The organism is Klebsiella sp. A52, from assembly GCF_018388785.1.
Lineage (GTDB): Bacteria > Pseudomonadota > Gammaproteobacteria > Enterobacterales > Enterobacteriaceae > Klebsiella > Klebsiella aerogenes.
Genome location: NZ_CP074437.1, coordinates 2,165,451 through 2,191,010, shown reverse-complemented (window position 1 = coordinate 2,191,010; position 25,560 = coordinate 2,165,451). Strand labels below are relative to the sequence as shown.

Annotated in this window: 22 protein-coding genes; 4 read left to right on the top strand and 18 right to left on the bottom strand. The window is 57.5% G+C overall.

Going from position 1 to position 25,560, the window contains the following annotated elements; genetic code table 11:
• Positions 1-86 precede the first annotated feature (86 nt).
• Positions 87-980 (top strand): DNA-binding transcriptional regulator ArgP, encoded by an 894-nt coding sequence (argP, locus tag KGA69_RS10320; RefSeq protein ID WP_008806448.1) that lies wholly within the window; start codon positions 87-89, stop codon positions 978-980.
• 54 nt (positions 981-1,034) lie between these two features.
• On the opposite strand, the gene KGA69_RS10315 is transcribed toward argP, so the two are convergent.
• The 8 genes from KGA69_RS10315 to KGA69_RS10280 all read right to left on the bottom strand — a co-directional run bounded on the left by KGA69_RS10315 (position 1,035) and on the right by KGA69_RS10280 (position 9,611).
• A complete protein-coding gene (locus KGA69_RS10315) occupies positions 1,035-1,802 on the bottom strand; it encodes an oxidative stress defense protein (RefSeq protein ID WP_015369771.1) in 768 nt (255 codons plus the stop codon).
• A gap of 85 nt (positions 1,803-1,887) precedes the next feature.
• On the bottom strand, positions 1,888-2,529 hold the full coding sequence (argO, locus tag KGA69_RS10310) for an arginine exporter ArgO (RefSeq protein ID WP_015703435.1): 642 nt from the start codon (positions 2,527-2,529) through the stop codon (positions 1,888-1,890).
• Positions 2,530-2,683: 154 nt separating this feature from the next.
• A complete protein-coding gene (locus KGA69_RS10305) occupies positions 2,684-3,541 on the bottom strand; it encodes a small-conductance mechanosensitive channel MscS (RefSeq protein ID WP_015369769.1) in 858 nt (285 codons plus the stop codon).
• 129 nt (positions 3,542-3,670) lie between these two features.
• Positions 3,671-4,603: an HTH-type transcriptional activator AllS gene (gene allS / locus KGA69_RS10300; RefSeq protein WP_046883085.1), complete on the bottom strand. Its 933-nt coding sequence runs from the start codon at positions 4,601-4,603 to the stop codon at positions 3,671-3,673.
• A complete protein-coding gene (locus tag KGA69_RS10295) occupies positions 4,503-5,393 on the bottom strand; it encodes an oxamate carbamoyltransferase subunit AllH family protein (RefSeq protein ID WP_213293067.1) in 891 nt (296 codons plus the stop codon). Before KGA69_RS10295 ends, allS begins: the two co-directional genes overlap by 101 nt.
• Before the next feature lie 40 nt (positions 5,394-5,433).
• Positions 5,434-6,696, bottom strand: coding sequence for a YlbE family protein (locus KGA69_RS10290; protein ID WP_063415661.1), 1,263 nt, complete (start codon positions 6,694-6,696; stop codon positions 5,434-5,436).
• 16 nt (positions 6,697-6,712) lie between these two features.
• Entirely contained in the window at positions 6,713-8,374 is a 1,662-nt protein-coding gene (locus KGA69_RS10285) for an acyl-CoA synthetase FdrA (protein ID WP_213293066.1), read from the bottom strand.
• Between the two features lie 13 nt (positions 8,375-8,387).
• Entirely contained in the window at positions 8,388-9,611 is a 1,224-nt protein-coding gene (locus tag KGA69_RS10280; RefSeq protein WP_032706367.1) for an MFS transporter, read from the bottom strand.
• Positions 9,612-9,938: 327 nt separating this feature from the next.
• Here KGA69_RS10280 and KGA69_RS10275 point away from each other — a divergent pair, with 327 nt between their 5' ends.
• The gene (locus KGA69_RS10275; RefSeq protein ID WP_047044048.1) at positions 9,939-10,841 is read left to right on the top strand and encodes a carbamate kinase; all 903 of its coding nucleotides are present in this window, start codon (positions 9,939-9,941) and stop codon (positions 10,839-10,841) included.
• An 86-nt stretch (positions 10,842-10,927) separates the two neighbouring features.
• On the opposite strand, the gene fbaA is transcribed toward KGA69_RS10275, so the two are convergent.
• The 4 genes from fbaA to tkt all read right to left on the bottom strand — a co-directional run bounded on the left by fbaA (position 10,928) and on the right by tkt (position 16,729).
• Positions 10,928-12,007, bottom strand: a complete 1,080-nt coding sequence (fbaA, locus tag KGA69_RS10270) for a class II fructose-bisphosphate aldolase (protein WP_004144748.1) — start codon at positions 12,005-12,007, stop codon at positions 10,928-10,930.
• 110 nt (positions 12,008-12,117) lie between these two features.
• Positions 12,118-13,281 (bottom strand): phosphoglycerate kinase, encoded by a 1,164-nt coding sequence (gene pgk, locus KGA69_RS10265; RefSeq protein ID WP_015369762.1) that lies wholly within the window; start codon positions 13,279-13,281, stop codon positions 12,118-12,120.
• 51 nt (positions 13,282-13,332) lie between these two features.
• Positions 13,333-14,352: an erythrose-4-phosphate dehydrogenase gene (epd, locus tag KGA69_RS10260; protein WP_015369761.1), complete on the bottom strand. Its 1,020-nt coding sequence runs from the start codon at positions 14,350-14,352 to the stop codon at positions 13,333-13,335.
• Between the two features lie 385 nt (positions 14,353-14,737).
• The gene (gene tkt / locus KGA69_RS10255; RefSeq protein ID WP_045392025.1) at positions 14,738-16,729 is read right to left on the bottom strand and encodes a transketolase; all 1,992 of its coding nucleotides are present in this window, start codon (positions 16,727-16,729) and stop codon (positions 14,738-14,740) included.
• Positions 16,730-17,008: 279 nt separating this feature from the next.
• On the opposite strand from tkt, the gene KGA69_RS10250 reads away from it, so the two are divergent.
• Positions 17,009-17,767, top strand: a complete 759-nt coding sequence (locus KGA69_RS10250) for a metalloprotease LoiP (RefSeq protein WP_015703437.1) — start codon at positions 17,009-17,011, stop codon at positions 17,765-17,767.
• A gap of 377 nt (positions 17,768-18,144) precedes the next feature.
• A complete protein-coding gene (locus tag KGA69_RS10245; protein WP_213293065.1) occupies positions 18,145-19,413 on the top strand; it encodes an OprD family porin in 1,269 nt (422 codons plus the stop codon).
• A gap of 136 nt (positions 19,414-19,549) precedes the next feature.
• On the opposite strand, the gene KGA69_RS10240 is transcribed toward KGA69_RS10245, so the two are convergent.
• Genes KGA69_RS10240 through KGA69_RS10215 form a run of 6 tightly spaced genes read right to left on the bottom strand, consistent with a single transcriptional unit; the run spans position 19,550 to position 25,551 of the window.
• Positions 19,550-21,190 carry a thiamine pyrophosphate-binding protein gene (locus KGA69_RS10240; RefSeq protein WP_213293064.1) on the bottom strand — a complete coding sequence of 547 codons (1,641 nt, stop codon included), beginning with the start codon at positions 21,188-21,190 and terminating at the stop codon, positions 19,550-19,552.
• A gap of 13 nt (positions 21,191-21,203) precedes the next feature.
• Positions 21,204-22,673: an aldehyde dehydrogenase gene (locus tag KGA69_RS10235; protein ID WP_047065726.1), complete on the bottom strand. Its 1,470-nt coding sequence runs from the start codon at positions 22,671-22,673 to the stop codon at positions 21,204-21,206.
• A 15-nt stretch (positions 22,674-22,688) separates the two neighbouring features.
• The gene (locus KGA69_RS10230; protein WP_045392036.1) at positions 22,689-23,453 is read right to left on the bottom strand and encodes an aspartate dehydrogenase; all 765 of its coding nucleotides are present in this window, start codon (positions 23,451-23,453) and stop codon (positions 22,689-22,691) included.
• A 9-nt stretch (positions 23,454-23,462) separates the two neighbouring features.
• Positions 23,463-24,257, bottom strand: coding sequence for an SDR family oxidoreductase (locus tag KGA69_RS10225; RefSeq protein ID WP_063447214.1), 795 nt, complete (start codon positions 24,255-24,257; stop codon positions 23,463-23,465).
• A complete protein-coding gene (locus tag KGA69_RS10220; RefSeq protein ID WP_122542288.1) occupies positions 24,241-25,011 on the bottom strand; it encodes an alpha/beta fold hydrolase in 771 nt (256 codons plus the stop codon). Before KGA69_RS10220 ends, KGA69_RS10225 begins: the two co-directional genes overlap by 17 nt.
• 9 nt (positions 25,012-25,020) lie before the next feature.
• Positions 25,021-25,551 carry a cupin domain-containing protein gene (locus KGA69_RS10215; protein ID WP_045392044.1) on the bottom strand — a complete coding sequence of 177 codons (531 nt, stop codon included), beginning with the start codon at positions 25,549-25,551 and terminating at the stop codon, positions 25,021-25,023.
• Between the last annotated feature and the right edge of the window lie 9 nt (positions 25,552-25,560).

The following is a 25,560-nucleotide window of genomic DNA, read 5'->3' as shown; positions in this document are numbered from 1 at the left end:
TCTGAGCAGACCATTTTCGTCTTTATCAAAAACAAATTTATGTCATAGTGCGGGTTAACGAAAAGTTATGGGGGTACGCCAGAATAATGAAACGACCGGACTACAGAACATTACAAGCGCTGGATGCGGTGATTAGGGAACGTGGGTTTGAGCGCGCCGCGCAGAAGCTATGCATTACACAGTCCGCCGTCTCACAGCGTATCAAACAGCTGGAAAACATGTTTGGCCAACCGCTGCTGGTGCGTACCGTACCGCCGCGCCCGACCGAGCAGGGGCAAAAACTGTTGGCTCTGCTGCGCCAGGTTGAGCTGCTGGAAGAAGAGTGGCTTGGCGATGAGCAGACCGGCTCCACGCCGCTGCTGCTGTCGTTGGCGGTCAACGCCGACAGTCTGGCGACCTGGCTGCTGCCGGCGCTGGCCAACGTGCTATCCGACTCCCCTATTCGCCTCAATCTGCAGGTTGAAGATGAAACCCGCACCCAGGAGCGCCTGCGCCGTGGGGAAGTGGTTGGCGCGGTGAGTATTCAGCCGCAGGCGCTGCCAAGCTGCCTGGTCGATCAACTCGGCGCGCTCGATTACCTGTTCGTCGCCTCGAAGGAATTTGCGCAACGCTACTTCCCTAACGGGGTAACGCGTTCTGCGCTGCTGAAAGCGCCGGTGGTCGCCTTCGATCATCTCGACGATATGCACCAGGCGTTCCTGCAGCAAAACTTCGACCTGCCGCCGGGCAGCGTGCCCTGCCATATCGTCAACTCGTCGGAGGCCTTCGTGCAGCTGGCGCGTCAGGGCACCACCTGCTGTATGATCCCGCATCTGCAGATCGAGAAAGAGCTGAAGAGCGGCGAGCTTATCGACCTGACGCCGGGGCTGTTCCAGCGCCGGATGCTCTACTGGCACCGCTTTGCACCGGAAAGCCGCATGATGCGCCGGGTGACCGATGCGCTTATTGATTACGGCCACAAGGTGCTGCGCCAGGATTAAACGGCGGGCATAAAAAAAGCCACTTCACTGAAGTGGCTTTTTTGTCGCTGCGGCTTACTGAGCCGGTTTCGGCGCTTCCGCTGGTTTCGCCGGCGCGGCAGGCGCGGCGGCCTGTGCTGGCTGCAGTTCGAAGACCACGTCAACCTGATCATCAAACTGGATGGTCGCCTGCTCGTAGGTTTCCTGCGCGGAGACCGGCGCGGCGTCAGCCGCCTTCATCATGCGAACCATCGGGCTCGGCTGATAGTTGGAAACATGGTAACGCACGCTATAGACCGGACCCAGCTTGCTGTGGAAGCCAGCAGCCAGCTCCTGCGCCTGATGCACCGCATCATCGATAGCCGCTTTACGCGCTTTATCTTTGTAGGCATCCGGTTGCGCAACGCCCAGCGATACGGAACGAATTTCGTTCAGCCCCGCTTTCAGCGCGCCGTCCAGCAGGCCATTCAGCTTATCGAGCTGACGCAGGGTAACTTCGACGGTACGCACCGCGCGATAGCCTTTAAGGATGCTTTTCCCGTTCTGATAGTCGTAATCAGGTTGGGTACGCAGGTTCGCCGAGCTGATATCCTTTTTGGCAATGCCGCTCTTTTCAAGGAAAGAGAGATATTGCGCAACGCGATCGTCAGCCTGTTTTTTTGCCGATGCCGCATCTTTTGCCGCGACGTTAACTTCAATCGCCAGAGTGGCGATATCCGGAACCGCTGCAACGCTTGCTGTGCCTGAAGTCACAATATGCGGGCCATCCGGCAATTCACTTGCCTGCGCCGCCATAGTACTGAATCCGAGTGCTGCAGCCAGGGCTAAGACTTTTAACTTCACTGTCGTTTCTCCATCTTGCTTAGGTCGCCCATTTTAAGGACGCATGCCAGCTAGCTTAGCGCTTACGCGCGGAAAGTCCATCGGACTAAGCCTGGTTGATGAGCATCTGTATATGTTGCAGGCCATCTTTTGCTAACTGCAGGGCGATAAACCACATCACCAGCCCGACAAGCACGTTGATGATTCGCTGCGCCCGCGCGGTGCGTAAACGCGGCGCCAGCCACGCGGCCAGCAGCGCCAGGCCGAAGAACCATAAGAATGACGCGCTAATCGTCCCCAGCGCGAACCAGCGTTTGGGCTCGACCGCCAGCTGTCCGCCGAGGCTTCCGAGCACCACAAAGGTATCGAGATACACATGAGGGTTAAGCCAGGTCACCGCCAGCATGGTGACAATGATTTTCCAGCGTCCCTGCTTCATGACCTCGGCGCTGGCCAGCTCGAGATTATTGCTCATCGCCGTCTTCAGCGCGCCGAAGCCATACCATAACAGGAAAGCGACGCCGCCCCAGGTGACCAGCGCCAGCAGCCACGGCGACTGCATCAGCAGCGCGCTACCGCCGAAAATACCGGCGCAGATCAACGCCAGATCGCTAAGCGCGCACAACAGCGCAATCATTAAATGATACTGGCGGCGGATACCCTGATTCATCACGAAAGCGTTTTGCGGCCCGAGCGGCAGGATCATCGCCGCGCCCAGCGCAAGCCCTTGAAAGTAATAAGATAGCATCGTTTAATTTTCCGGTTTCATCGTTAATGCCGGAGAATATAGCGCGCCGTCAACATTAGCGGAAATTGATAATTTTAATCATTAATAAGTGAAGCTAATAGCTACAGGCAAAAAAAGACCGGCGATGCCGGTCTTGTGTCATTGCTGGAAAAAATTACTGCGCTTTTTCCTGCTGATTCACCATATGTACGTCCATCTGCGGATACGGGAAGCTGATGCCATTGGCGTCGAAATCACGCTTAATGCGCTCCAGCACGTCCCAGTAGACGTTTTGCAGGTCGCTGCTTTTGCTCCATACGCGAACCACGAAGTTTACCGAAGAGGCGCCCAGTTCGTTAAGACGAACGGTCATTTCGCGATCGCGCAGAATGCGGTCGTCGGATTCGATAATCGCGGTCAGCAGTTGTTTCACCTTATCGATATCGGCATCGTAGGAGACGCCGATAATAAACTCATTACGGCGCGCCGGCTCACGGGAGAAGTTAATGATATTGCCAGCGATGATTTTGCCGTTCGGCACCACCACGATTTTGCCATCGACGGTACGCAGAGTAGTGGAGAAAATCTGCACGTTCTGCACCGTGCCCGCGATGCCGCCGAGATCGACATATTCACCGGCGCGGAACGGGCGGAACATCACCAGCAGCACGCCTGCGGCAAGGTTCGACAACGACCCCTGCAGCGCCAGACCCACGGCCAAACCGGCGGCGCCCAGCACGGCAATCACTGAGGCGGTCTGCACGCCAACGCGGCCCAGGGCGGCAATCAGCGTAAAGGCGATAATCGCATAGCGCACCAGCGCGGAGAGAAAATCGGCGACAGTCGCGTCGATCTTACGCGCCAGCATCAGGCGGTTGACGGTGTTAGAAACGATGCGCGCCACGATCATCCCGATGATCAGGATAACGATAGCGGCAACGATGTTGACGGCATAGCTCAGCAGCAACTCCTGGTTGCGCGCCAGCCAGGTCCCGGCATGGTTGATGCTATCGACAACGTTCAAATCTTCCATTTAGTAATCCTTGGGTCATATCAAAAAAAAGCAAATGAGATCATTCTCACGAAAATGACCTTTTAAAGGTAAACAAAAACCACCGAAGATGCCATTTCTCAATCTGATCCAGATGAAACTAACGCCGCATTACGCTTGCGCAGGACGATCCACCATTCGCAAAAAACCGCTGACTAATGCCTCTTTGCGCTCGAACGCCCTGGCGATTTCACTGACGACTTTACCGCTGCCGGCATTCTTCCAGGCAACGGAGAGCGGCGAAGGCTGGCGGGGGTTGGCGACCGCACGGGCCACCAGCGCGCCGGATTCCAGGTAAGCGCGGCACATTCGTTCCGGCAAAAAGCCGACCCCCAGGCCGCTTAGATGGCAGGCCAGCTTGGTGCTGAGATCCGGCACCTTGATTTCTTTTTGCCCGTTGAGCAGCCAGGCGACACGACGCGTCAGAGTCCGCGACGTATCCTCAATGTTAATTGCCGGATAGCGGCGTAGCGCGTCGTCGGAGAGTACCGCCGCGGGGTGACTGGCAAGGGGATGATTCTGCGCCACCACAAACTGCCAGCGAATATCGCCGAGCGGCAATAAAGAGATATTGTTGGACAGGGATTCCGAGCCGGTTACGCCAATCGCCAGCTGGAAATCGTCGTATAGCAAAGAGTCCCAGACCCCCATATAGACCTGGCGGGAAAGCTGAAAACGGGTAAAAGGAAACTGCTGATGTAGCCAGGTCAGGAGATCCGCGGCGCTTTGCGGCTGATACAGAAGATTATTGATAACGATATTAACCTGTCTTTCGACGCCGGCATTAATCTGCTGGAGTTCATCGGGCATCACGTCAAGCCAGTTCAGCCACTGCCGACAGTGCTCAAGCAGATGTTGCCCGGCCAGCGTCAGGCTTACCGAGCGAGTCGTGCGTAAAAAGAGCTGCGTTGCCACCTGCTCTTCCAGCGTTTTGATACGATAGCTAATCGCCGCCGGCGTTTTGTGCAGCAGGCTGGCCGCGCGGGAGAAACTCCCGGTCTCGGCGACCTGTATAAACGTACGGATGGTTTCCTGATCGAGCATGCGTTCTCCTTGAATCCACTCTCTGTAACCAATGCTGCGCGAATGCCATCCCCAGCAGCGTATCAGCCCCAGAAGTATGACCTACCGCCAGCAAACGCTGAATTGCTCGCCTGGGATCGCCTGTCGACCGCAGCCCGCGCATTACCTTAACCACCGGCAGCGAAAACTCGCCGCGCCTGGCGCTATTCAGATAGCTACAGCTTACCGAAGTTGTCAGCGAGGTAAGTTGATCCGCCGGGGGGATAAACGCGTGCAGGCGGTCAGAAAAACCGGCGCCGTACAGCATCGCCAACATCCCGGCGAGCATATCATCGCCGCTGGGGGTTAATCCGGGTCCCTTGCCAATCAGCCATCCCCAGTCCGGGAACTCGCCGCGTCGCCAGCGCTCAAGTTCGCCCATGATAGATGAATAAAACGACATATCCGCCAACGGCTGATTGAGCGCGGCGCATAGTCCGCTCTGGCATGAATAAGACGTAAGATCGAGAAGAAACGAGTGGCCGACGGGAATGCGAAGTTTGAGCATCCGACGCGGGCGAATCACAACTCCCGCCCCCCACAATATGCGCCCCTGCTTAACCAGCCGCGGAAGATTAGCCAACTGCGCAAACTGGGTGCTGCTAAGCAGAATACCCGTCGGGCCAATACCTTTGCCGTAGCGAAATAGCGTCAGTAAAGTCCCATCGGCGTGGACGAAATTAACCGCCTGTGAAAATTGACTATGGTGCTGCCACACGCCGTCGGCTAACTGTTCAAGGCCGGTACAGGCCAGCGCATTGAGGGTTTTCATCGGCGTCTCTCCGGGGCGGCAGCGCCGCCCCTCTCTCGACTCAGGCAGTGATGTGGTGCAGTTCCGCCAACGCTTCCAGCGCCTTCTCAAAGCACAGCAGCGGCGCGCGAACGGTTCCCGCTCCCACCTGACCTATCCCCGCTTCGCGATGGGCAATACCGGTATTGATAAGCGGCGTGATACCGGTTTCCACGACCCGCCGAACATCCAGCCCCAGGCAGGCGCCTTTGAAGTCCCATGATGGGATCTGGAACAGCGGGTTGTTGGCAAGATAGATTTCAGACATCTCTTCCGATGTTTCCAGCGCCGCGCCCATTCCGCCAGCGCCGACGAAGCGCGTCACGCCCGGTGCGGCAATCATCGCCGCGCCGCCGATGCCCAGCGTTTCGGTAATCGCGCTATCGCCGATGTCCGGGTTGGCATCCGCCTGACTGTAGCCGGTGAAGAACAGCCCCTGCGGCGTATTCACCGGCGCGGTAAACCAGCGATCGCCGGTACCGCTAACGCGAATGCCGAACTCGCGGCCGTTGCGGGTCATGGCGGTCACCACCGAGCCGGCTTTAATTTCCGCCGCCGCATCCATCACCGCTTTGCTGTAAGCCATCGCCAGGTTGAGGAAGAACTGATCGGTGACGCTGAGGAACTGCAGCACGGCGACAATTTCCGCCTTTGGCCGATCCAGGCCAGCAATGACCGGCGACAGCGTGCGCAGCAGCAGCGACGAGGCGGCGATATTACGCTGGTGGAACTCATCGCCCATGGTAATCGCCTGCGCCATCATCGCCGTCAGGTCAACGCCGTTTTCCATTCGCGACAGCGCTTCTTGCAGCACCGGCGCGAGCGTGTCGCGCATCCAGCGCAGACGCGTTTGCACATCCTCGCCGTAAGCGCCGAAGCGCATCACTTTGCCGATCCCTTCATTCAGGTTACAGCAGGATTGGTTACCATGAACCACATCGCGCACCACCAGCACCGGCATGTTCGCCGAGGTGATCCCGCCCATCGGCCCCACCGCGCCCACGTGGTGGCAAGGGATGAATTCCACCTCTCCCTGCTCCAGCATCCGCACGGCTTCTTCTTCGCTCGTCGCCCAGCCTTCAAACAACGATGCGCCGATACAGGCTCCGCGCATCGGCCCGGTCATCTCTTGCCAGGCGATTGGCGGCCCGGCGTGCAGTAATTTACGTCCAGAAGATAGTTCAGCCACCGCCTCTTTCGCAGGACGGACGGCAACCCAATGCGGGCGCGCGGCTTTAATTCGTTCGATAATGGCTTCGTTAGCCTGTGCAATTGATGAGTACATATCCATACCTCTGAACTTAATGTAACTGCTTGAGTAAACTGGCGAGACGAGCGTTACCACCGGCAACAGGCGCCCACTGATAATGCACCACTGGCGTACCGCTGCTTTGTAGATCCAGCGCGAAGCTGCGCAACCCGGCATTAATGACCTGCACGCCGTCGAGCAGCGGGTTATGCGCTGCCGATTCGCTCTGCGGCTGATGCTGCGTCAGGCTAACCGCCAGTAGCGTCGCCTCTTCGAGGGTTTCAACCACCGCAACCCCGGCATCGCGCAGGATGGCTATCTGCTCGCTACGGCCCTGCGGGTCGGCATCGGTACCGGTCATGGTGGCGATAACCACCAACGGCGCGACACGTTTACGGCGGACCTGCTCGATGGCCTCAACCACCGCCCCGGCCGGATCGGCGCAGGCGCCATAGCCCAGCACCACATCCAGCAACAGCACGCCAACTTCCGGCATGGTCGCCAGCTTCTCAATTTCAATGCTGCGGGTGGTGGGGTCGATCATCGGGTGCGGTCTGCCGAGGGTGTAACTATCGTCGCCAAGGTCGACAATGCGATGCCCGCTGGCTTCCAGCATCACGCCCTCGGCGTGGCTGTCGCTGACCGGTATTCCCAGATGAGCGGAAAGCAGCATCGCGGCCTCGGCGGCAAGGGTACCGCCAGCGTACAGGCCATAAATCCCCTTGCCTGCAACCTGCGGCTGGCTCTGCCGCTGTTGCGCGACCCGCATCAGCAGTACCGCCAGCTGCGCGGCGTCCGCCAGCGAGTTCGCCAGCCAGACGTTGCCCTCGCGGCGCTGCTCGGCACGACTACCAAGGAACAGCGCCACCACCGGTTTATTCTGTTTTTGCATCGCGGCAATAATGCGGGCACGCACCTGTGGCGAAGGCGGTTTGGAGACAAAAGCGATAACCTGCGTCGCGCTATCGGCCGCCAGCATCTCCAGCGCGGTCAGGGCGCTGATACCGCCGACTTCGGCGCTGAGATCGCGCCCGCCAAGGCCGATGGCGTGGCTAATTCCCTGTTGATGCAGCGCCACCTGCGAGGTGATTTCCTGGATCCCGGTCCCCGATGCGCCGATGACGCCAATTCCGCCCTGCGGTAAAACGTTGGCAAAGGCCAGCGGACTACCGGCAATCATTGCCGTTCCGCAATCCGGCCCCATCACAATGAGCCCCTTCTCGCGAGCCAGCGTTTTCAGTTCAACTTCTTGCTCCAGCGGGACGTTATCGGAAAACAGCATCACGCTCTTATTGGCTAACAATCCCTCTTTCGCCACCCCGGCGGCGTACTCCCCTGCCACCGAAACCAGCAACAGATTCGCGTCCGGTAATTTCTGGCAGGCTCTCTCCCAGCGCCGCGCCTTGACCAGCTGCGTTGAGCTGCCTGATGCATTAGCGATAGCGCTCAGTTCTTTCTCTAACTGTTCACGGATTAAATCGAGAATTTCCGGCTGCGCTTCGTGCGTGCGGACTGCGACACAAATATCGTTGGGCGTCGCCTCGGCGAAATCCGGATGCCAGAATCCGGTCGACTCCAGCATCGATTTATTCGCCGGGGTGCCCATCATGACCGAAACCTGATCCACTTCCGGGCGTTCACTTAATTTGCGGGAAATAATCATCAGGCTTACGGAATCCTGAAAGCTTCCCTTTTTAATAAAAGCGTAAATCATTACCGCTACCTCTTTATGTGCGTTTTTCTTTTAAAAACAGCATGGCGACCAGACCAATGACCAGCAGCGCCGCGGAAACATAAAAACTCGAAGCCAGACTGCCGGTAATATCACGCGCCGCCCCTGCAATAATTGGCGCCAGAATCGATGAGCTCATGCCAATAAAATTAAATAAACCAAACGCGGTACTGTAATTAGTTTCATCGACGCTATCGGCGACCAGCGCCACCAGCACCGGATCCAGCGCCAGTTTGCCAACCAGGCCGTACACGCACAGCGCCACGATGACGCCGGTCATACTCGGCATCCAAATAATGGAAAGCATGCTGGCAATCGCCACCGGCACGAGGAATAAAATTAACGGCTTGCGGCGGCCTAATTTATCCGACAGCCCCGAGAACAACAGAGCGCCGGGAATAGAGATCCACGCGACCAGCGACGAAATAAACCCAGTTTCGCTACCGGCAATACCGCGCTCGTTTTGCAGATAATAAGGAAGCCAGGTCAGAATAACGAAGAAACCAAACAGGCTGCAGAACACCATGATATAGGTCAGAATTAAATTACGATTCTTCAACAGATCGCTAAATTTTCCTTTTTGTACCGGCTTGCCCTCGGCGTCGGCGGTGCGCTTTTTCTCTTTCACAAAGAGCCAGATAGCAACCCCTACCAGCACCGAAGGTATCGCCATGGCATAAAACGGCATCCGCCACGAGTAACCCTGGTCATAGACCAGCCAGCTGGAGGTCATCAGACCCAGCGCAATGCCAAAGGCCATTCCGCTATTGATAATCGCGCTGCCCAGCGAGCGGAATTTTTTCGGGATCTGCTCGGAAGACAAGCCGTACTGCGGGCCATAATATGTCCCCTCGCCTGCGCCGGTGACCACGCGGGCAAATAGCAGCATATACCAGCTTTTTACCCAGCCGGTGACCGCGGTAAAAACGCCAAACAGAATAAACCCAGGTACCAGCACTTTTTTCTTACCGATTTTGTCCCCGAGGATCCCCGCCGGCACCTGTAGCAATGCATAAGAAAAATAAAATACGGAGTTGAGCACTCCTAATTGCGTTCCGCTTAAACCAAACTCTTTTTCCAGCTCACCCATCACCGGATTTAATACCGTGCGATCGGCATACATAAATACCCAACCTAACCAGAAAAGAAATACCGTGACCCACCAGGCGGGTATTCCTTTTCTTTTGGTCACCTCGGTTACCTCATACGTTCCTGACATAAGCTATCTCCCGACAATATTCACCTCAGGCCATCCCAGAGGATGCGTGCAGGATGGATGTTTTAACTCCGCTAACCATATCGGGGTAAACATGTATTTCATTTGAACAAAGTCACACAAAATCTATTGTTTTAAATTCCTAAAGACTGCTGCCGAAATTATTAAAAAAAATCTAATAATCATCTTTAAAAACATTTAAATAAAACCAGCGAATATAATATTTATTAGCGAGATATTTTTTACTCTCGATAAAGTGGCGATCTCATCACATTACCTGGCCGCTAAAACGATATTTTTAGCGCACTTCTATAATTCAATGAGGTCATCATGAAAAAGAAAATCGTTATTGCGCTGGGTGGTAATGCACTGCTGCAGCGCGGAGAAGTGCTCAGCGCGGAAAATCAGCAGCGCAGCATTCAACTTTTTGCCCGGATGGCGGCGGAATTAGCCCGTGATTATCAGCTGGTGATCGTGCACGGTAATGGCCCGCAGGTCGGATTGCTGGCGCTGCAAAACGCCGCCTATCAGGAATCTCCCGCCTGGCCGCTGGATATTCTGGTCGCGGAAAGTCAGGGGATGATAGGCTTCGCTATCGCTCAGGAACTGATGCAATACGCCGGTGCACCGGTCAGTACCCTGATGACGCGCGTAGAGGTGGCGGCAAATGATGACGCTTTCGCGGCGCCGGGGAAATATATTGGCCCGGTCTATCCGCCGCAGCAGCAGGCGGAGCTGGAAAAACGCTATGGTTGGCAGATGAAAGCGGATGGCGACTATATCCGTCGGGTGGTCCCTTCCCCCAAGCCGCTAAATATTGTTGATAGCGCGGCCATTCAGACGCTGATGGATGCCGGTCATCTGGTGATTTGCTGCGGCGGCGGCGGGATCCCGGTGGTTGCCGATACGCACGGTTACCGGGGAGTCGAAGCGGTTATCGATAAAGATTTGACGGCGGCGGCGCTTGCCGGCGCCATTCATGCCGACCACCTGCTGATACTGACGGATGCCGATGCGGTCTATGTTGATTGGGGGACGCCGCAGGCTCGCCCGTTGCGTCAGGCCACCATTGCTACGCTCGCGCCGTTTGCCGCGCCGGACGGCGCAATGGGGCCGAAGGCGGAAGCGGTTATTCAGTTTGTCAAACAGACCGGAAATAACGCCTTTATCGGCGCGTTAAAGGATGCGCCACAGATATTAGCCGGGGAAAAAGGCACCTGCGTAAGTCGCTAAAAAAAAGGCTTCCCGCAGGAAGCCTTTTTTATGCCGGTAATGAAAGGAAACGCCGTTTCCCTTCGTTACGCTCGCAGCAAGCGAAATTACAGAACGTCGATCGCGTTCAGCTCTTTGAATGCCTGCTCCAGACGAGTCACCATAGAGGTCTGAGCGGCACGCAGCCATACGCGCGGATCGTAGTATTTCTTGTTCGGCTGGTCTTCGCCTTTCGGGTTGCCCAGCTGGCCCTGCAGGTAAGCTTCGTTCGCTTTGTAGTACTGCAGGATACCGTCCCAGGTCGCCCATTGGGTATCGGTATCGATGTTCATTTTCACAACGCCATAGCTGACGGAGTCTTTGATTTCCTGAGCGGAAGAACCGGAACCGCCGTGGAAGACGAAGTTCAGGCTGTTGTGCGGCAGGTTGTGTTTCTTAGAAACATATTCCTGAGAGTCGCGCAGAATAGTCGGAGTCAGAACCACGTTACCCGGCTTGTAAACGCCGTGTACGTTACCGAAGGAAGCAGCGATGGTGAAGCGCGGGCTGATTTTGCTCAGCTCGGTGTACGCGTAATCAACGTCTTCCGGCTGGGTGTACAGTGCGGAAGCGTCCATGTGGCTGTTGTCCACGCCGTCTTCTTCACCGCCGGTGCAACCCAGTTCGATTTCCAGAGTCATGCCCATTTTGGCCATGCGAGCCAGGTACTTAGAGCAGATCTCGATGTTTTCGTGCAGGGACTCTTCAGACAGGTCGATCATGTGGGAAGAGAACAGCGGTTTGCCGGTGGCAGCGAAGTGTTTTTCACCCGCGTCCAGCAGGCCGTCGATCCACGGCAGCAGTTTCTTCGCGCAGTGGTCAGTGTGCAGGATAACCGGCACGCCGTAGTGTTCAGCCATCTGGTGAACGTGATGCGCGCCAGAGATAGCGCCGAGGATAGCCGCGCCCTGCGGAACGTCAGTTTTCACGCCTTTGCCCGCGATGAACGCAGCGCCGCCGTTAGAGAACTGAACGATAACCGGAGAACGAACTTTCGCAGCAGCTTCCAGAACGGCGTTGATGGAGTCAGTACCCACGCAGTTTACCGCTGGCAGAGCAAAGTTGTTTTCTTTAGCTACCTGGAACACTTTCTGAACGTCGTCGCCAGTGATGACGCCCGGTTTTACGAAATCAAAAATTTTAGACATGTTACTTAGTCCTGTATCTGTATCTTCGACCGTTGAAGAAGGTTCGCGAGCTGTACAAAATTGTACGTTAGCGCGCTGAAAAACAGGCGGGTTTCCCCGCCTGAACTAAATTACTGCTTAGCGCGCTCTTCGAGCATTGCTACTGCCGGCAGAACTTTGCCTTCCACGAATTCGAGGAATGCGCCACCGCCAGTGGAGATGTAGGAGATTTTGTCAGCGATGCCGAACAGGTCAATCGCCGCCAGGGTGTCACCGCCGCCTGCGATAGAGAAACCTTCGCTGTCTGCGATAGCATTAGCGACGATTTCAGTACCTTTACGGAAGTTCGGGAATTCGAATACGCCAACCGGGCCATTCCACAGGATGGTTTTGGCGTTTTTCAGGATTTCAGCCAGTTTCTGTGCGGAAACGTCGCCGAGGTCCAGAATCTGCTCGTCATCCTTGATGTCGTTAACGGATTTCAGGGTCGCGGTGGCGGTTTCAGAGAACTCGGTAGCGACGCGAACGTCAGTCGGAACCGGGATATCGCAGGTGCTCAGCAGGCGCTTAGCTTCGTCAACCAGGTCCGCTTCGTACAGGGATTTACCGACGTTATGGCCTTGAGCGGCAACGAAGGTGTTAGCGATACCGCCGCCAACGATCAGCTGGTCAGCGATTTTGGACAGAGAGTCGAGAACGGTCAGTTTGGTGGAAACTTTAGAACCGCCAACGATAGCAACCATCGGACGAGCCGGCTCTTTCAGCGCTTTACCCAGCGCGTCGAGTTCAGCGGCCAGCAGCGGGCCTGCACAAGCGACATCGGCGAATTTACCGATACCGTGGGTGGAAGCCTGCGCGCGGTGCGCGGTACCGAAAGCGTCCATGACGAATACGTCGCACAGCGCAGCGTATTTCTTAGACAGTTCTTCGTCGTCTTTTTTCTCGCCTTTGTTGAAGCGAACGTTTTCCAGAACCACCAGTTCACCGGCAGCAACGTCAACGCCATCCAGGTAATCTTTAACCAGACGAACCGGGTTAGACAGTTTGTCTTTCAGGTAATTAACAACCGGCAACAGAGAGAATTCTTCGTTGTACTCGCCTTCGGTCGGACGACCCAGGTGAGAAGTAACCATTACTTTAGCACCCTGTTTCAGCGCCAGTTCGATGGTCGGCAGGGAGGCGCGGATACGCGCGTCGCTGGTCACTTTGCCATCTTTAACCGGTACGTTCAGATCAGCACGGATGAAAACGCGTTTACCAGCCAGATCCAAATCGGTCATCTTAATTACAGACATGGTGAATCCTCTCGTTGATTCTTGATAAAGTTTTGCAAGCGCCGCAGCGCCTTACCTGAAACCTTGCGCGGCCATCGCTAACGTCGTGTCGAGCATTCGGTTAGCAAAGCCCCATTCGTTATCGCACCAGACCAACGTTTTGATCAGATGCGCGCCACTGACCCGGGTTTGCGTGCCATCGACGATGGCGCTGTGCGGGTCGTGGTTAAAATCTGTCGAGACCAACGGTAATTCCGTATAGTCAACTATACCATGAAATGCTCCCTGTGCTGCTTTTTGCAGCAACTGGTTGACTTCACAGGCCTTTACCGGTTTTTTCACCGTCACGCTCAGGTCTATTGCGGTGACGTTAATCGTCGGTACGCGTACCGCAATCGCCTCAAAACGGTCGTTAAACTGCGGGAAAATACGGGTGATCCCCGCCGCAAGTTTAGTATCAACCGGAATAATTGACTGGCTGGCCGCACGGGTGCGCCGCAGATCCGGATGATAGGCATCGATCACCTGCTGGTCGTGCATCGCGGAGTGGATTGTCGTGACCGTTCCTGACTCAATGCCGTAGGCATCATCTAGCAGTTTAATGACCGGAATAATGCAGTTGGTAGTGCAGGAGGCGTTGGAGACAATGCGGTGCTCCGCGCGCAGTTCATCATGGTTGACGCCGAAGACTACCGTTGCGTCGAGATCGTTGCCGCCAGGATGTGAAAAGAGCACTTTCTTCGCGCCAGCCTGAAGATGGGCTTCGCCATGTTCACGGCTACCGTATACGCCGGTACAGTCCAGCACCACATCCACCGCCAGCTCCTGCCAGGGCAGCGCGGCGATAGAAGGCTCATGCAGTAGACGAATGACGTCATCGCCGACATACAGCTGTTCCCGCTCCTGGCGAACATCCCAGGAAAAACGGCCATGGCTGGTGTCGTACTTCAATAAATGCGCGATGCCTGCGGCATCCGCCAGTTCATTGATCGCCACCACGGTGATTTCCGCACGACGCCCGGATTCATACAAAGCGCGAACCACGTTGCGTCCTATGCGACCGAAGCCATTAATCGCGATGCGTATGGTCATAGGTCTCCTGCAAGGTTATCCCTGATTTGAGGTGGCTGACAGAGTAATCCAGCAACGCCTTTAGGGGAACCTTACCTGTCGCAAACTGCGACTGATTGATTAATTGTCGAACATTTATACGACTGAAACGCTTCAGCTAGAATAAGCCAAAGTCGGAATAAAAGGAATGTTTGTCCAGAGCAATAAACCAGCTATATGACTTGCGTCACATTTTCTTTGGAATAATTTACAGGGTAGTTACATGTTCGAGGAATAGTGCCTACAAAAAAACCGGGTGGCGAGGTAAAAGCAAAACGGTAACCCAGGGGTTACCGTTTTTGGTGTTTGCACCCTCTCCTGTGGGAGAGGGTTGAGGTGCGGGCATCAGCCCGCACCGTACCAGCGATTACAGCAGCGCTTTCGCTTTAGCGACAACGTTGTCAACGGTGAAGCCAAACTCTTCGAACAGCTGCTCAGCCGGCGCAGACTCACCGAAGGTGGTCATGCCAACGATGGCGCCGTTCAGGCCCACGTATTTGAACCAGTAGTCCGCGATACCGGCTTCTACCGCCACGCGGGCAGAAACGGCTTTCGGCAGTACGGATTCACGATAGGCCGCATCCTGCTTGTCGAATGCGTCGGTGGACGGCATGGAGACCACGCGCGCCTTCACGCCTTCGGCGGTCAGTTTGTCCCACGCGGCAACCGCCAGTTCCACTTCTGAACCGGTAGCGATGAAGATCAATTCCGGCTGGCCGGCGCAATCTTTCAGCACATAACCGCCGCGGGCCACGTTTGCCAGCTGCTCTGCGGTACGCTCCTGCTGCGCCAGGTTCTGACGGGAGAGGATCAGCGCGGTCGGGCCGTCCTGACGCTCTACGCCATATTTCCACGCAATTGCGGATTCAACCTGGTCACACGGACGCCAGGTGGACATGTTCGGCGTGACGCGCAGGGAAGCGACCTGCTCTACCGGCTGGTGAGTCGGGCCATCTTCGCCCAGACCGATGGAGTCGTGGGTGTAGACCATCACCTGACGCTGTTTCATCAGCGCCGCCATACGTACCGCGTTACGCGCATACTCGACGAACATCAGGAAAGTGGAGGTGTACGGCAGGAAACCGCCGTGCAGCGCGATACCGTTGGCAATCGCGGTCATACCGAATTCACGTACGCCGTAATGGATGTAGTTACCGGCGGTGTCTTCGTTGATCGGCTTAGAACCGGACCACAGGGTCAGGTTGGACGGCGCCAGGTCGGCAGAACCGCCGAGGAATTCCGGCAGCAGCGGGCCAAACGCTTCAATGGCGTTCTGCGATGCTTTACGGCTGGCGATCTTCGCCGGATTCGCCTGCAGCTTAGCGATGAACTCGTTAGCTTTCGCGTCGAAGTCAGACGGCATTTCGCCTTTCATACGGCGGGTGAATTCGGCAGCTTCCTGCGGGAAGGCTTTGGCGTAGGCGGCAAACTTCTCGTTCCACGCGGCTTCTTTCGCCTGGCCGGCTTCTTTCGCATCCCACTGCGCATAGATGTCAGACGGGATTTCAAACGGAGCGTATTTCCAGCCCAGCGCTTCGCGGGTCAGCGCGATTTCAGCGTCGCCCAGCGGCGCGCCGTGGGAATCATGGGTGCCTGCTTTGTTCGGCGAACCGAAGCCGATGATGGTTTTGCACATCAGCAGGGACGGTTTGTCGGTGACCGCGCGCGCTTCTTCTACCGCGCGTTTGATGGCGTCAGCGTCGTGACCGTCAACGCCGCGCACCACGTGCCAGCCGTAGGCTTCAAAGCGTTTCGCGGTATCGTCGGTGAACCAGCCTTCAACGTGACCATCAATGGAGATGCCGTTGTCATCATAGAACGCCACCAGTTTACCCAGTTTCAGGGTACCGGCCAGGGAGCACACTTCGTGAGAAATGCCTTCCATCATGCAGCCGTCGCCCATGAAGGCGTAGGTGAAGTGATCGACGATGTCGTGCCCTGGACGGTTAAACTGCGCCGCCAGCGTTTTTTCCGCGATAGCCATACCGACTGCGTTAGCGATACCCTGACCCAGCGGGCCGGTGGTGGTTTCCACGCCTGCGGTGTAGCCGACTTCCGGGTGGCCCGGAGTCTTAGAGTGCAGCTGACGGAAGTTTTTCAGTTCTTCAATCGGCAGATCATAACCGGTGAGGTGCAGCAGGCTGTAAATCAGCATGGAACCGTGACCGTTGGACAGCACGAAGCGGTCGCGATCGGCCCAGGACGGGTTCTGCGGGTTATGGTTCAGGAAATCACGCCACAGGACTTCGGCAATGTCAGCCATGCCCATCGGGGCGCCAGGGTGGCCGGATTTGGCTTTCTGTACAGCGTCCATGCTCAGCGCACGAATAGCGTTGGCAAGCTCTTTACGTGAGGACATTTTGACTCCAGTTCGGATGTTATAAGGCCATGCCCTTAACGACTTGACGAGAGCGCGTTTTGGGCTACGCCGGAAAAAAGTGTGAACAATGTAACCCAAGCGACAAAGCATGTACATGGAGCATCCTTTTGCCCATTAAGAAATCTCTGGAACACGTTGTGCTGCCGCGGAATCCACTCGCCCGGATCATGAGATACTATTTATACTTTGCACAGGACGAGGCGGGTCCGTCGTCGCCCATTATTCAGATAAAAAACCATAAGATTGTGGAAGATAAAAATGAAAATTCGCTCAACCCTTCTTGCCTTCGGGATCGCAGCAACATTAACCGGATGTCAGAACATGGATTCCAACGCCCTGCTGAGCTCCGGCGCGGAAGCATTCCAGGCCTACTCTCTTAGCGACGAACAGGTAAAAACCTTAAGCGACCAGGCGTGTAAAGAGATGGACGCCAAAGCCACTATTTCCCCGGCCAGCAGCGAGTACAGCAAACGCCTGAGCAAGATTGCCGCCGCGCTGGGCGATAACATCAACGGCCAGCCGGTCAACTACAAGGTCTATGAAACGAAAGACGTCAACGCCTTCGCGATGGCCAACGGCTGCATCCGCGTTTACAGCGGCCTGATGGACCTGATGAACGATAACGAAGTAGAAGCGGTTATCGGCCACGAAATGGGCCACGTTGCGTTGGGTCACGTGAAGAAAGGCATGCAGGTCGCGCTGGGCACTAACGCCGTGCGCGCGGCGGCGGCCTCCGCTGGCGGCATCGTCGGCAGCCTGTCGCAGTCGCAGCTGGGCGATCTCGGCGAAAAACTGGTGAACTCGCAGTTCTCCCAACGCCAGGAGTCGGAAGCGGACGACTACTCTTACGACCTGCTGCGTAAGCGCGGCATCAATCCATCGGGGCTGGCCACCAGCTTCGAAAAACTGGCCAAGCTGGAAGCCGGCCGTCAGAGCTCCATGTTTGACGATCACCCGGCGTCGGAAGCCCGCGCGCAGCATATTCGCGATCGCATGAAGGCCGACGGCATTAAATAAACGACAGCGGGAGGCATTATCGCCTCCCTTTTTTATATACCCGTAAAAATATTTAGCCGCATCAATTGATAATTTAAGCGCACAAACCGTTAATTATTATCACAGCGCATCACAGCCAATTATTTTATACCCGGCGATTCAGAAATATATTATTTGGTAAATTAAAAAGGTCGCACATTATCTGGCTTTCAGAATCGTCTTTACCCGAATAATAAATAGTCCACCCCTTACTGCCTGGCGCACGGCTCACGCGCCATACAGCCTGTTTCCGGCTGCAATAACTGCTCACACAATGATTGCTTTCGACATTATTTCAGGAGAATATCTGACTGGCAGTGATTCCCATGAATATATCGACAGACAGAGAAGTGCCCTCAGTGAAAAAAGAATTACCATTAATCGCACTTGGCATTATTGCCGCCGCGCCGGCTTTCGCCAGCCAACAATCTACCAGTCAGGGCTTTATTGAAGACAGCCACCTGGATCTCTTTTTACGTAACGCTTATATCAAACGCGATTATCGCGATGGATTGCCGGATAAAGCCGAATGGGGTCAGGGTATTATCGCTACCTTCGAATCCGGCTTCACCCAGGGACCGGTCGGCTTCGGCGTTGACGGCATTGCGCAGTACGCCGTGCGCCTCGACGGCGGCCGCGGCCGCAGCGGCGCGGGCGGTATCGACTTTTTCGCCCAGGATGATGATGGCCGCGCGAAATCCGATTTAGCCAAATTCGGCGCTACCGCCAAAATGCGATTCTCGAATACCGTACTCAGCTACGGCAGCCAGCGCCCGATGCTGCCTATCGTCTACGCCGATGACTCGCGGCTGCTGTACGAGAGCTATACCGGTACCATGCTGACCTCAAGAGAAATCGACGGTCTGGAAATTAACGCCGGTTATCTTACCGATCAGCAGCGCAAAAGCGACGACAGCCACAACAGCGGCCTGAAAAGTCTGACCTTTGGCGGCGCCAGCTATCAATTCAACGACCAGCTCAGCGGCGCGCTTTACGCTTCGCGCGTCGAGGACGTGCTGAATAAGCAGTATCTCGGCCTGAACTACAAACAGCCGTTCGCCGCCGACCAGCAGCTGATTGTTGACTTCAACGGCTATAACTCGCGCTTAGATCAAGAATATGCCGACGCCAATGACACCGGGCGCAGCAACAGCATCTGGAGCCTGGCCGCCAGCTATATCTGGGATATTCATACCTTTAAAGTCGCTTACCAGCAAAGCAGCGGCAGCACCGGCTACCACTACGGCGGGTATCAGAATCAGGGCGGCGTCGGCGATGGCGGCAACACCATCTGGCTGGCTAACTCCTACTGGTCAGATTTTAACGGCGAGGATGAGCGTTCCTGGCAGGCCTCCTATGGCCTGGATTTTGCCGGACTGGGCGTACCGGGCCTGAGCTGGACTACCGCCTACGTTCGCGGCGATAACATTAAAACCGCCGAGACCAGCAACGGTAAAGAACACGAATGGTTCAACCAGGTGCAGTACCAGGTGCAAAACGGCATGGCGAAAGATTTGAAATTGAGACTCCGCTATTCGGTGCTGCGCGTTTCCAGCAACGCCAGCGACTATAACGTCAGCGGTAATGAAGTGCGGTTCTACGTCGAATATCCGTTTAACGTATTTTAACCGTGTAATGAACCCTCTCCTGCGGGCCGGCCCTCTCCCGACGCGCAGGAGCAACCGTCCGGCGCCTTGATTAACCCCCTGTGCCGTGCGGTACCCTCTCCCCGGAAGGGAGAGGGTTGGGGTCACTGGGTTATCATTAATACAGCGTTTTCTGCGGCGGGCCGGCAAAGCGCAGCGCGCCAATCTGGCCCATTTTCACTTCCACCACCGATGGCCCAGGCATCGCCAGCGCTTCGGTCATCACCGCCTGGAAATCCTCAGCGCGTTCCACGCTCCACGCCTGCAGGCCAATCGCCTGCGCCAGCAGGGCAAAGTCCGGCGTGTGCAGCTCGTTGTAATACTGGCGGCCGCCAAAGTACTTATCCTGAATACCGCGCATCACGCCGTAGCCGCCGTCGTTCATAATCAACAGCGTCACGTTGGCCTTCTCCTGCGCCAGGGTCGCCAGCTCGCCAAGGTTGAGGCTCAGGCCGCCGTCGCCGACCAGGCCGACCACTTTCCGTTGCGGATTGGCAATCGCGGTGCCCACCGCCATCGGCAGCCCCATACCGATGGCTCCGGCCAGAGAATGGATATTCATCAGCGGACCGTGAGCGCGGAACAGACGGCTGCCCCACAGGCTGCCGGAAACGGTAATATCGCGCACCAGAATGCCGTCATCGGGCAACGCCTGCGCAATCGCGTCATTCAATTTAGCGTAAGCGCCGCACTGGTCGCGTAGCCCCTGCTCCGCCGCCTCTACCGCCGCTTTAAGCTGGCTATCCCAACGCGCATCGCCCCACATCCGGCCCTGTACCCGCGCTGCCAGCGCCGCTAATAGCGCCCGGCAGTCCGCCACCAGCGTGTTGTCCATCAGGTAGTTACGGCTGGCCGCCGCCGGGTCGATATCAATCTGCACCCGCGGCGCGGGCAGCTCCAGCGTCCAGGAACGCGTTTCGTTGCTGCGCAGCCGGGAACCGGCCACAAGTGTGAAATCACATTGTGAAATCAGCGCTTCAACCGAGGGAGAATTATGAAACGCGCGCAGGCTGGCGCGATGGCTATCCGCCAGAATGCCGCGGCCGTGGGTACTGGAAATCACCGTCACTCCGGCATCCGCCAGCGTCTTCACCGCCTCAACGCTCTCTAACGCGCCGCCGCCAAGCCACAGCAGCGGCTGCTTCGCCTGCTTAAGCTGCGCCCACAGCGCATCGACCATCGACGCCTCCGGCTCAATCGCCGGAGCGCGTTTCAACGGCGCGGTCAGCAGCGAAAGCGGAATTTTGGCGCTCTGAATGTCGATTGGGATCTCCACCGAGACCGGGCCGCACGGCGGCGTCTGCGCCTCCTGAATCGCCTTATGCAGGATAGCCACCGCCTGGTTGGCGTTGCTAATGCGGTAAGCGCGCTTCGAACTGGCTTTCAGGAAGGTCAACTGATCGCGGGTTTCATGAATAAAACCGGTATCGGCGTCCAGCCAGGCTTTTTCGACCTGTCCGGTCAGGTGCAGCAGCGGCGTACCGGCGTTCATCGCCTCAACCAGCGCGCCGACCGCATTACCCGCGCCCGCGCCGGTGCTGGTCAGCGCCACGCCGAGCCCGGAAAAACGGCCATGGGCATCGGCCATGGTCACCGAGCCCGCTTCGCCGCGCGCCGGAACAAAGCGGATTTTTTCCCGCTGGCCAACGGCGTCGGCGATCGGCAGGTTATGGATAGAAATGACGCCATAAATGGCTTCAACGTGATACTGCTCCAGCGTTCTGGCGATGGCATCGCCGACGGTTATCATTTCGCTCATTGCTCACCCTTTCTCAGTCGCACCAGTGGTTGACGCTATTACCCGTCGCCAGATAAATGCTCTTTTGTTGCATCCAGGCTTTCAGCCCCTGGATCCCTTTTTCGCGGCCCAGACCGCTCTCTTTAAAGCCCCCGAACGGGGTCGAAATGGAGAAAACTTTGTAGGTGTTGATCCACACCGTACCGGCTTCCAGTTGTTCGCTCAGACGCAGCGCGCGGCCGGTATCGCGCGTCCAGATCCCCGCCGCCAGCCCGAAGACCGAATCATTGGCCTCGCGGATCAGCGCCGCTTCATCGCGAAAACGCATCGCCACCAGCACCGGCCCGAAGATCTCTTCCTGGCAAACGCGGGCCTGATTGTTCAGCCCTTCAATAATGGTCGGCAGGAAGTAGCTCCCCGCCGCCAGCGCCGGATCCGCCGGGATCTCGCCGCCGCATAGCACGCTGCCGCCTTCGCGTTTCGCCAGCTCGACGTACTCCAGCACGCTCTGGCGGTGTTTATCGTTGATCAGCGGCCCGACGTGGGTGCCAGCGCTGAACGGATGACCAACCCGCAGTCCTTGGGTTAACTCCAGCAGGCGGGCCATTAATTGCGGATACACTTTTTCATGGACAAACAGCCGTGAGCCGGCAATGCAGGCCTGGCCGCCGGAGCTGAAAATGCCGTAGCAGATGCCCCGCGCCGCCTGTTCGATATCGGCATCTTCCAGCACGATGGTCGGCGATTTGCCGCCCAGCTCCAGCGACGCCGGGATCAGCTTTTCCGCCGCCACGTGCGCCAGATGACGCCCGGTAGTGGTGCCGCCGGTAAAGGAAATTTTGCGTACCTTAGGATGGCGGGCCAGCGCATCGCCGATAATCGATCCTTTACCCGGCAGCACGCTCAGCAGTCCGGCGGGTAAACCGGCCTGCTCGAAGATCTTCGCCAGCTCCAGCGCCATGAGCGGCGTGGCCTCTGCCGGTTTGAGGATCACCGCGTTCCCGGCGGCGATCGCCGGGGCCACCTTCTGCATTTCACTGGCGATCGGCGAGTTCCACGGCGTGATCGCCGCCACCACGCCCAACGGCTCATAGCGGCTCAGAGTCAATAGATCCGCCTGCCGCGGCGTCGGCAGCTCGCCCTCCAGCAACTCGCAGGCGGCGGCAAAATAGCGTGCGGTACCGGCGGCGCTCATCACCAGCCCTCGCGCTTCCGCCAGCGGTTTACCGTTATCGCGGCTCTGCTTTTGGGTGAGCTCATCAACCTGTGCTTCAATCAGATCGGCAACCTTATGCAGGATCTTCGCCCGCTGATGCGGCAGCATCGCCCGCCACGTTGGCTCCCGCCAGGCGCGGTCGGCGCAGTCGATCGCCTCCTGCAAATCATCGAGGCTTGCCGCATGCAGCGCCGCGTTAATAGCGCCATCCGCCGGAAACTGGCTGTGCATTAAATTGCCGCCGCCGCGACGCCACTGGCCGCCGATAAAAATGTCTAATTCGTCCATCTCAGCCTCTCTGCGTTATGCCAGTTCACGGCAGGCGCGTACCGCGCTCAGTGCCGCGAGGGTCGATGTTTTCGGATTGCTGGCGAGCGGCAGGCCGCTCAGCTCCAGGTGAAACTCGCCGAACAGTCCTTCGGCGTGTAGCGTATGGGTGTTGCGTTGCGTCGCCGGATCGACCATCAATTGCACCCGAGTCGCGTCAAGGCCGATACCGCCCAGCGCGATGGTTGCCGCCACGTTGGCATTTGCCGGGAATAGCCGCGCCGCCTCGCGGGCGCTGCCTTCGAAGAAAATTTGCGCTTCATTGACCGCGCTGAGGTCGATAAGCTGTTCGGCATAGCTGCCGCGCCAGCTGGCCGGGCTTTTACGCGACTGATAGGTCACTCGTTCAAGACCGCCCTCTTTCGCCGCCGCCAGGCCGTCAATCCCGGCTACTGCGCCAGCCAGCAGCGTCAGCCTTCCGCCCGCCTGGCGTAAACGCTGTTCCAGTTCGCTGTCCGCCAGCGCGCCGGTCGAGATCACCGCCAGATGCCAGCCGCGCGCCAGCACCGCTTCGCCGTACTGCGCGACCGCCTGCTGGCTGGCGCATTCCAGCACCAGATCCGGTGTCTCTTCGCACTGCAGCGGATCGGTAAGCGGCGTCACCGCGTGGCCGAACTGCTGGCGGATCGCCGCATGATGCGATTCGCGGGCGACGATCCAACCCAACGTCACCTGAGGCGGCAGGCGTTCAATCACCGCCTGCGCCATCGCGCCATAGCCGATTAACATGACCTTTTTCATCATCTTTCCTTACAGATGGCGGCAGAAACCGCCGGAAACGTCCAGCGCCGCGCCGGTGGTAAAGGAGGCCAGCGGCGAAGCGAGGAATAGCAACGCCTGTGCCGGTTCCTGCGGTTTTCCGAGGCGCGCCATCGGGATCCCGCGTTTGCGGGCGATTTCGGCGGTCCACTGCGGCCAGCTCTGGCTCTTATCGCTGCGGTTTTCGAAACGGCGCTGCCACTGCCCGGATTCGACCATTCCCAGCAGGATGGAATTCACGCGGATGCCTTTCTCCACCAGCTCTTTCGACAGGGTCAGCGTCATATTGAGCAGCGCGGCACGGGCAGCAGAGGTGGCAATCATGTGCTCTTCCGGCTGCAGAGCCAGCAGCGAGTTCACACAGGTAATCGAGGCGATATCCGACTGTTCAAGCTGCGGCTGGAAGGCCTTTACCGGGTTAATCACGCCGAACAGTTTCAGTTCGGCTTCGTGCAGCCAGGCCTCGCGCGGCGTATCGGCGAAATGGGCGACATAGCCCTGCCCGGCGTTATTAATCAGCATGTCGGTGCCGCCGAAATGCGCGGCGACCGCGTCAGCGAAGGCCTGAACTTCCGCTTCGTTCAGTACGTCGCAGCGCCAGGAGAACACCTCGCCTTCTGGATATTCGTTTTGCAACGCCGCATGGGCACTGGCCAGCCGATCCGGGTTGCGGCCGCAAAAGGCGACCTTCGCCCCTTCGCCCAGCAGCAGGCGCAGCGTTTCGAAGCCGATCCCTGACGAGCCGCCGGTGACTACCGCGACGCGTCCTTCAATTTGTGCATTCATCGCGCACCTCTTCCCCTATGCGTAAAAGCTGTTGATTAAAAAAGGTTTCGTTATCGAGATAGCTGGCATGTCCAGCCTGCGGGATGGCGATGTAAGGGGCGCCGTAACGCAGCGCCACTCCCTGCACCAGCTCCGGTTGGGTAATGGCATCCTGCTCGCCACACCACACCGTGAGACGGCCGCGATAGTCGGCGAGCCAGCGGTGGATGTCGTCATGCGCCAGCATCCAGGCAGCGGCGAGGTAGCCTTCGCTACGCAGCCTGCGCATGCCTGCCGCCACCGTCGCCACATCGGCTTCGCGCGCGCCGGGGCGCAGCAGTTTTGCCGCCCGCCCCTGCGCCATCGCCTCGCCGCCCAGCGCCATCTGCTGTTGACGTCCCTGCCAGACTTTTTCCCGCTGCGCGGCTTCCGCCTGACCGTAGCCCTGCGCGACGTCGGCGAGTACCAGATAAAGCACCCGCTGCGGGTATTTCGCGGCGAAGGCGGCCGCCACCAGCGCACCCAGCGAATGGCCGACCAGTATGGTTTGCTCTACTCCAGCGCGGTCCAGCATTCGCGCCAGCGCGTCGGCGTAATCACCGGCATCCGCCGGCGTTGCCGACAGCATCGGGCTCTCGCCATAACCGGGCATATCCCAGGCCAGCACGCGGTAGCCGGGCAACGCCATCTGTTTATGCCAGGAGGACGCGCCGGAACTGATGCCGTGCAGCAGCGTCAGCGGAATGCCGCTTCCTTGTTCACGAAAACCCGTCATCATCGCCCCTTAGTTACGTTTTACTTTTGCCAGCGGATGATCTTCCGGGTAGGTCGGAATATGTGGCTTATGGGTGCCGAGCATCACGCACATCAGCGCCTCTTCTTCGCCGTGGTTGAACAAACCACGATAGATTCCGGGCGGTACCGAGATCAGATCCCGTTCGCGCAGTACGGTTTCGGTATAGTTGTCGCCGTCCTGAATCATCAGGGTGATCTGCCCTTTGAGCATGAAGAACACCTCTTCTACGTCATCATGCAGGTGCAGCGGGCCTTCACATTTGGACGGCAACACCATGGTGGAGAAGGTGAAGTGCTCGGCCGGAACGGTGTTGGTATCGCTGGCGACGCCGGTGGCGCCGGTGCCGATGTAGCGCATCTGCGCGCGGCGATATTTCGGATCGAAATCGGCCTGGAATTTCAGCGCATTCCAGTCGTATTTACGGCCTTCGAAGCGCGCGATACGCGACTCCACCCACTCTTCCATCGTCAAATGTTCAGGTTTCAGACTCTGTTTTGCAGTTACGGTTGAATCAGTCATCGTTTTATC

What these genes read in the sequence shown, in the direction of transcription:
- KGA69_RS10275 (WP_047044048.1), top strand. Translation starts at nt 9,939, where the DNA reads ATGAAAAAGAAAATCGTTATTGCGCTGGGTGGTAATGCACTGCTGCAG.
- KGA69_RS10220 (WP_122542288.1), bottom strand. Translation starts at nt 25,011, where the DNA reads ATGACGGGTTTTCGTGAACAAGGAAGCGGCATTCCGCTGACGCTGCTG.
- tkt (WP_045392025.1), bottom strand. Translation starts at nt 16,729, where the DNA reads ATGTCCTCACGTAAAGAGCTTGCCAACGCTATTCGTGCGCTGAGCATG.
- KGA69_RS10215 (WP_045392044.1), bottom strand. Translation starts at nt 25,551, where the DNA reads ATGACTGATTCAACCGTAACTGCAAAACAGAGTCTGAAACCTGAACAT.
- argP (WP_008806448.1), top strand. Translation starts at nt 87, where the DNA reads ATGAAACGACCGGACTACAGAACATTACAAGCGCTGGATGCGGTGATT.
- KGA69_RS10305 (WP_015369769.1), bottom strand. Translation starts at nt 3,541, where the DNA reads ATGGAAGATTTGAACGTTGTCGATAGCATCAACCATGCCGGGACCTGG.
- pgk (WP_015369762.1), bottom strand. Translation starts at nt 13,281, where the DNA reads ATGTCTGTAATTAAGATGACCGATTTGGATCTGGCTGGTAAACGCGTT.
- allS (WP_046883085.1), bottom strand. Translation starts at nt 4,603, where the DNA reads ATGCTCGATCAGGAAACCATCCGTACGTTTATACAGGTCGCCGAGACC.
- KGA69_RS10230 (WP_045392036.1), bottom strand. Translation starts at nt 23,453, where the DNA reads ATGAAAAAGGTCATGTTAATCGGCTATGGCGCGATGGCGCAGGCGGTG.
- fbaA (WP_004144748.1), bottom strand. Translation starts at nt 12,007, where the DNA reads ATGTCTAAAATTTTTGATTTCGTAAAACCGGGCGTCATCACTGGCGAC.
- KGA69_RS10235 (WP_047065726.1), bottom strand. Translation starts at nt 22,673, where the DNA reads ATGGACGAATTAGACATTTTTATCGGCGGCCAGTGGCGTCGCGGCGGC.
- KGA69_RS10280 (WP_032706367.1), bottom strand. Translation starts at nt 9,611, where the DNA reads ATGTCAGGAACGTATGAGGTAACCGAGGTGACCAAAAGAAAAGGAATA.
- epd (WP_015369761.1), bottom strand. Translation starts at nt 14,352, where the DNA reads ATGACCATACGCATCGCGATTAATGGCTTCGGTCGCATAGGACGCAAC.
- argO (WP_015703435.1), bottom strand. Translation starts at nt 2,529, where the DNA reads ATGCTATCTTATTACTTTCAAGGGCTTGCGCTGGGCGCGGCGATGATC.
- KGA69_RS10225 (WP_063447214.1), bottom strand. Translation starts at nt 24,257, where the DNA reads ATGAATGCACAAATTGAAGGACGCGTCGCGGTAGTCACCGGCGGCTCG.
- KGA69_RS10290 (WP_063415661.1), bottom strand. Translation starts at nt 6,696, where the DNA reads ATGTACTCATCAATTGCACAGGCTAACGAAGCCATTATCGAACGAATT.
- KGA69_RS10285 (WP_213293066.1), bottom strand. Translation starts at nt 8,374, where the DNA reads ATGATTTACGCTTTTATTAAAAAGGGAAGCTTTCAGGATTCCGTAAGC.
- KGA69_RS10250 (WP_015703437.1), top strand. Translation starts at nt 17,009, where the DNA reads ATGAAAATTCGCTCAACCCTTCTTGCCTTCGGGATCGCAGCAACATTA.
- KGA69_RS10240 (WP_213293064.1), bottom strand. Translation starts at nt 21,190, where the DNA reads ATGAGCGAAATGATAACCGTCGGCGATGCCATCGCCAGAACGCTGGAG.
- KGA69_RS10295 (WP_213293067.1), bottom strand. Translation starts at nt 5,393, where the DNA reads ATGAAAACCCTCAATGCGCTGGCCTGTACCGGCCTTGAACAGTTAGCC.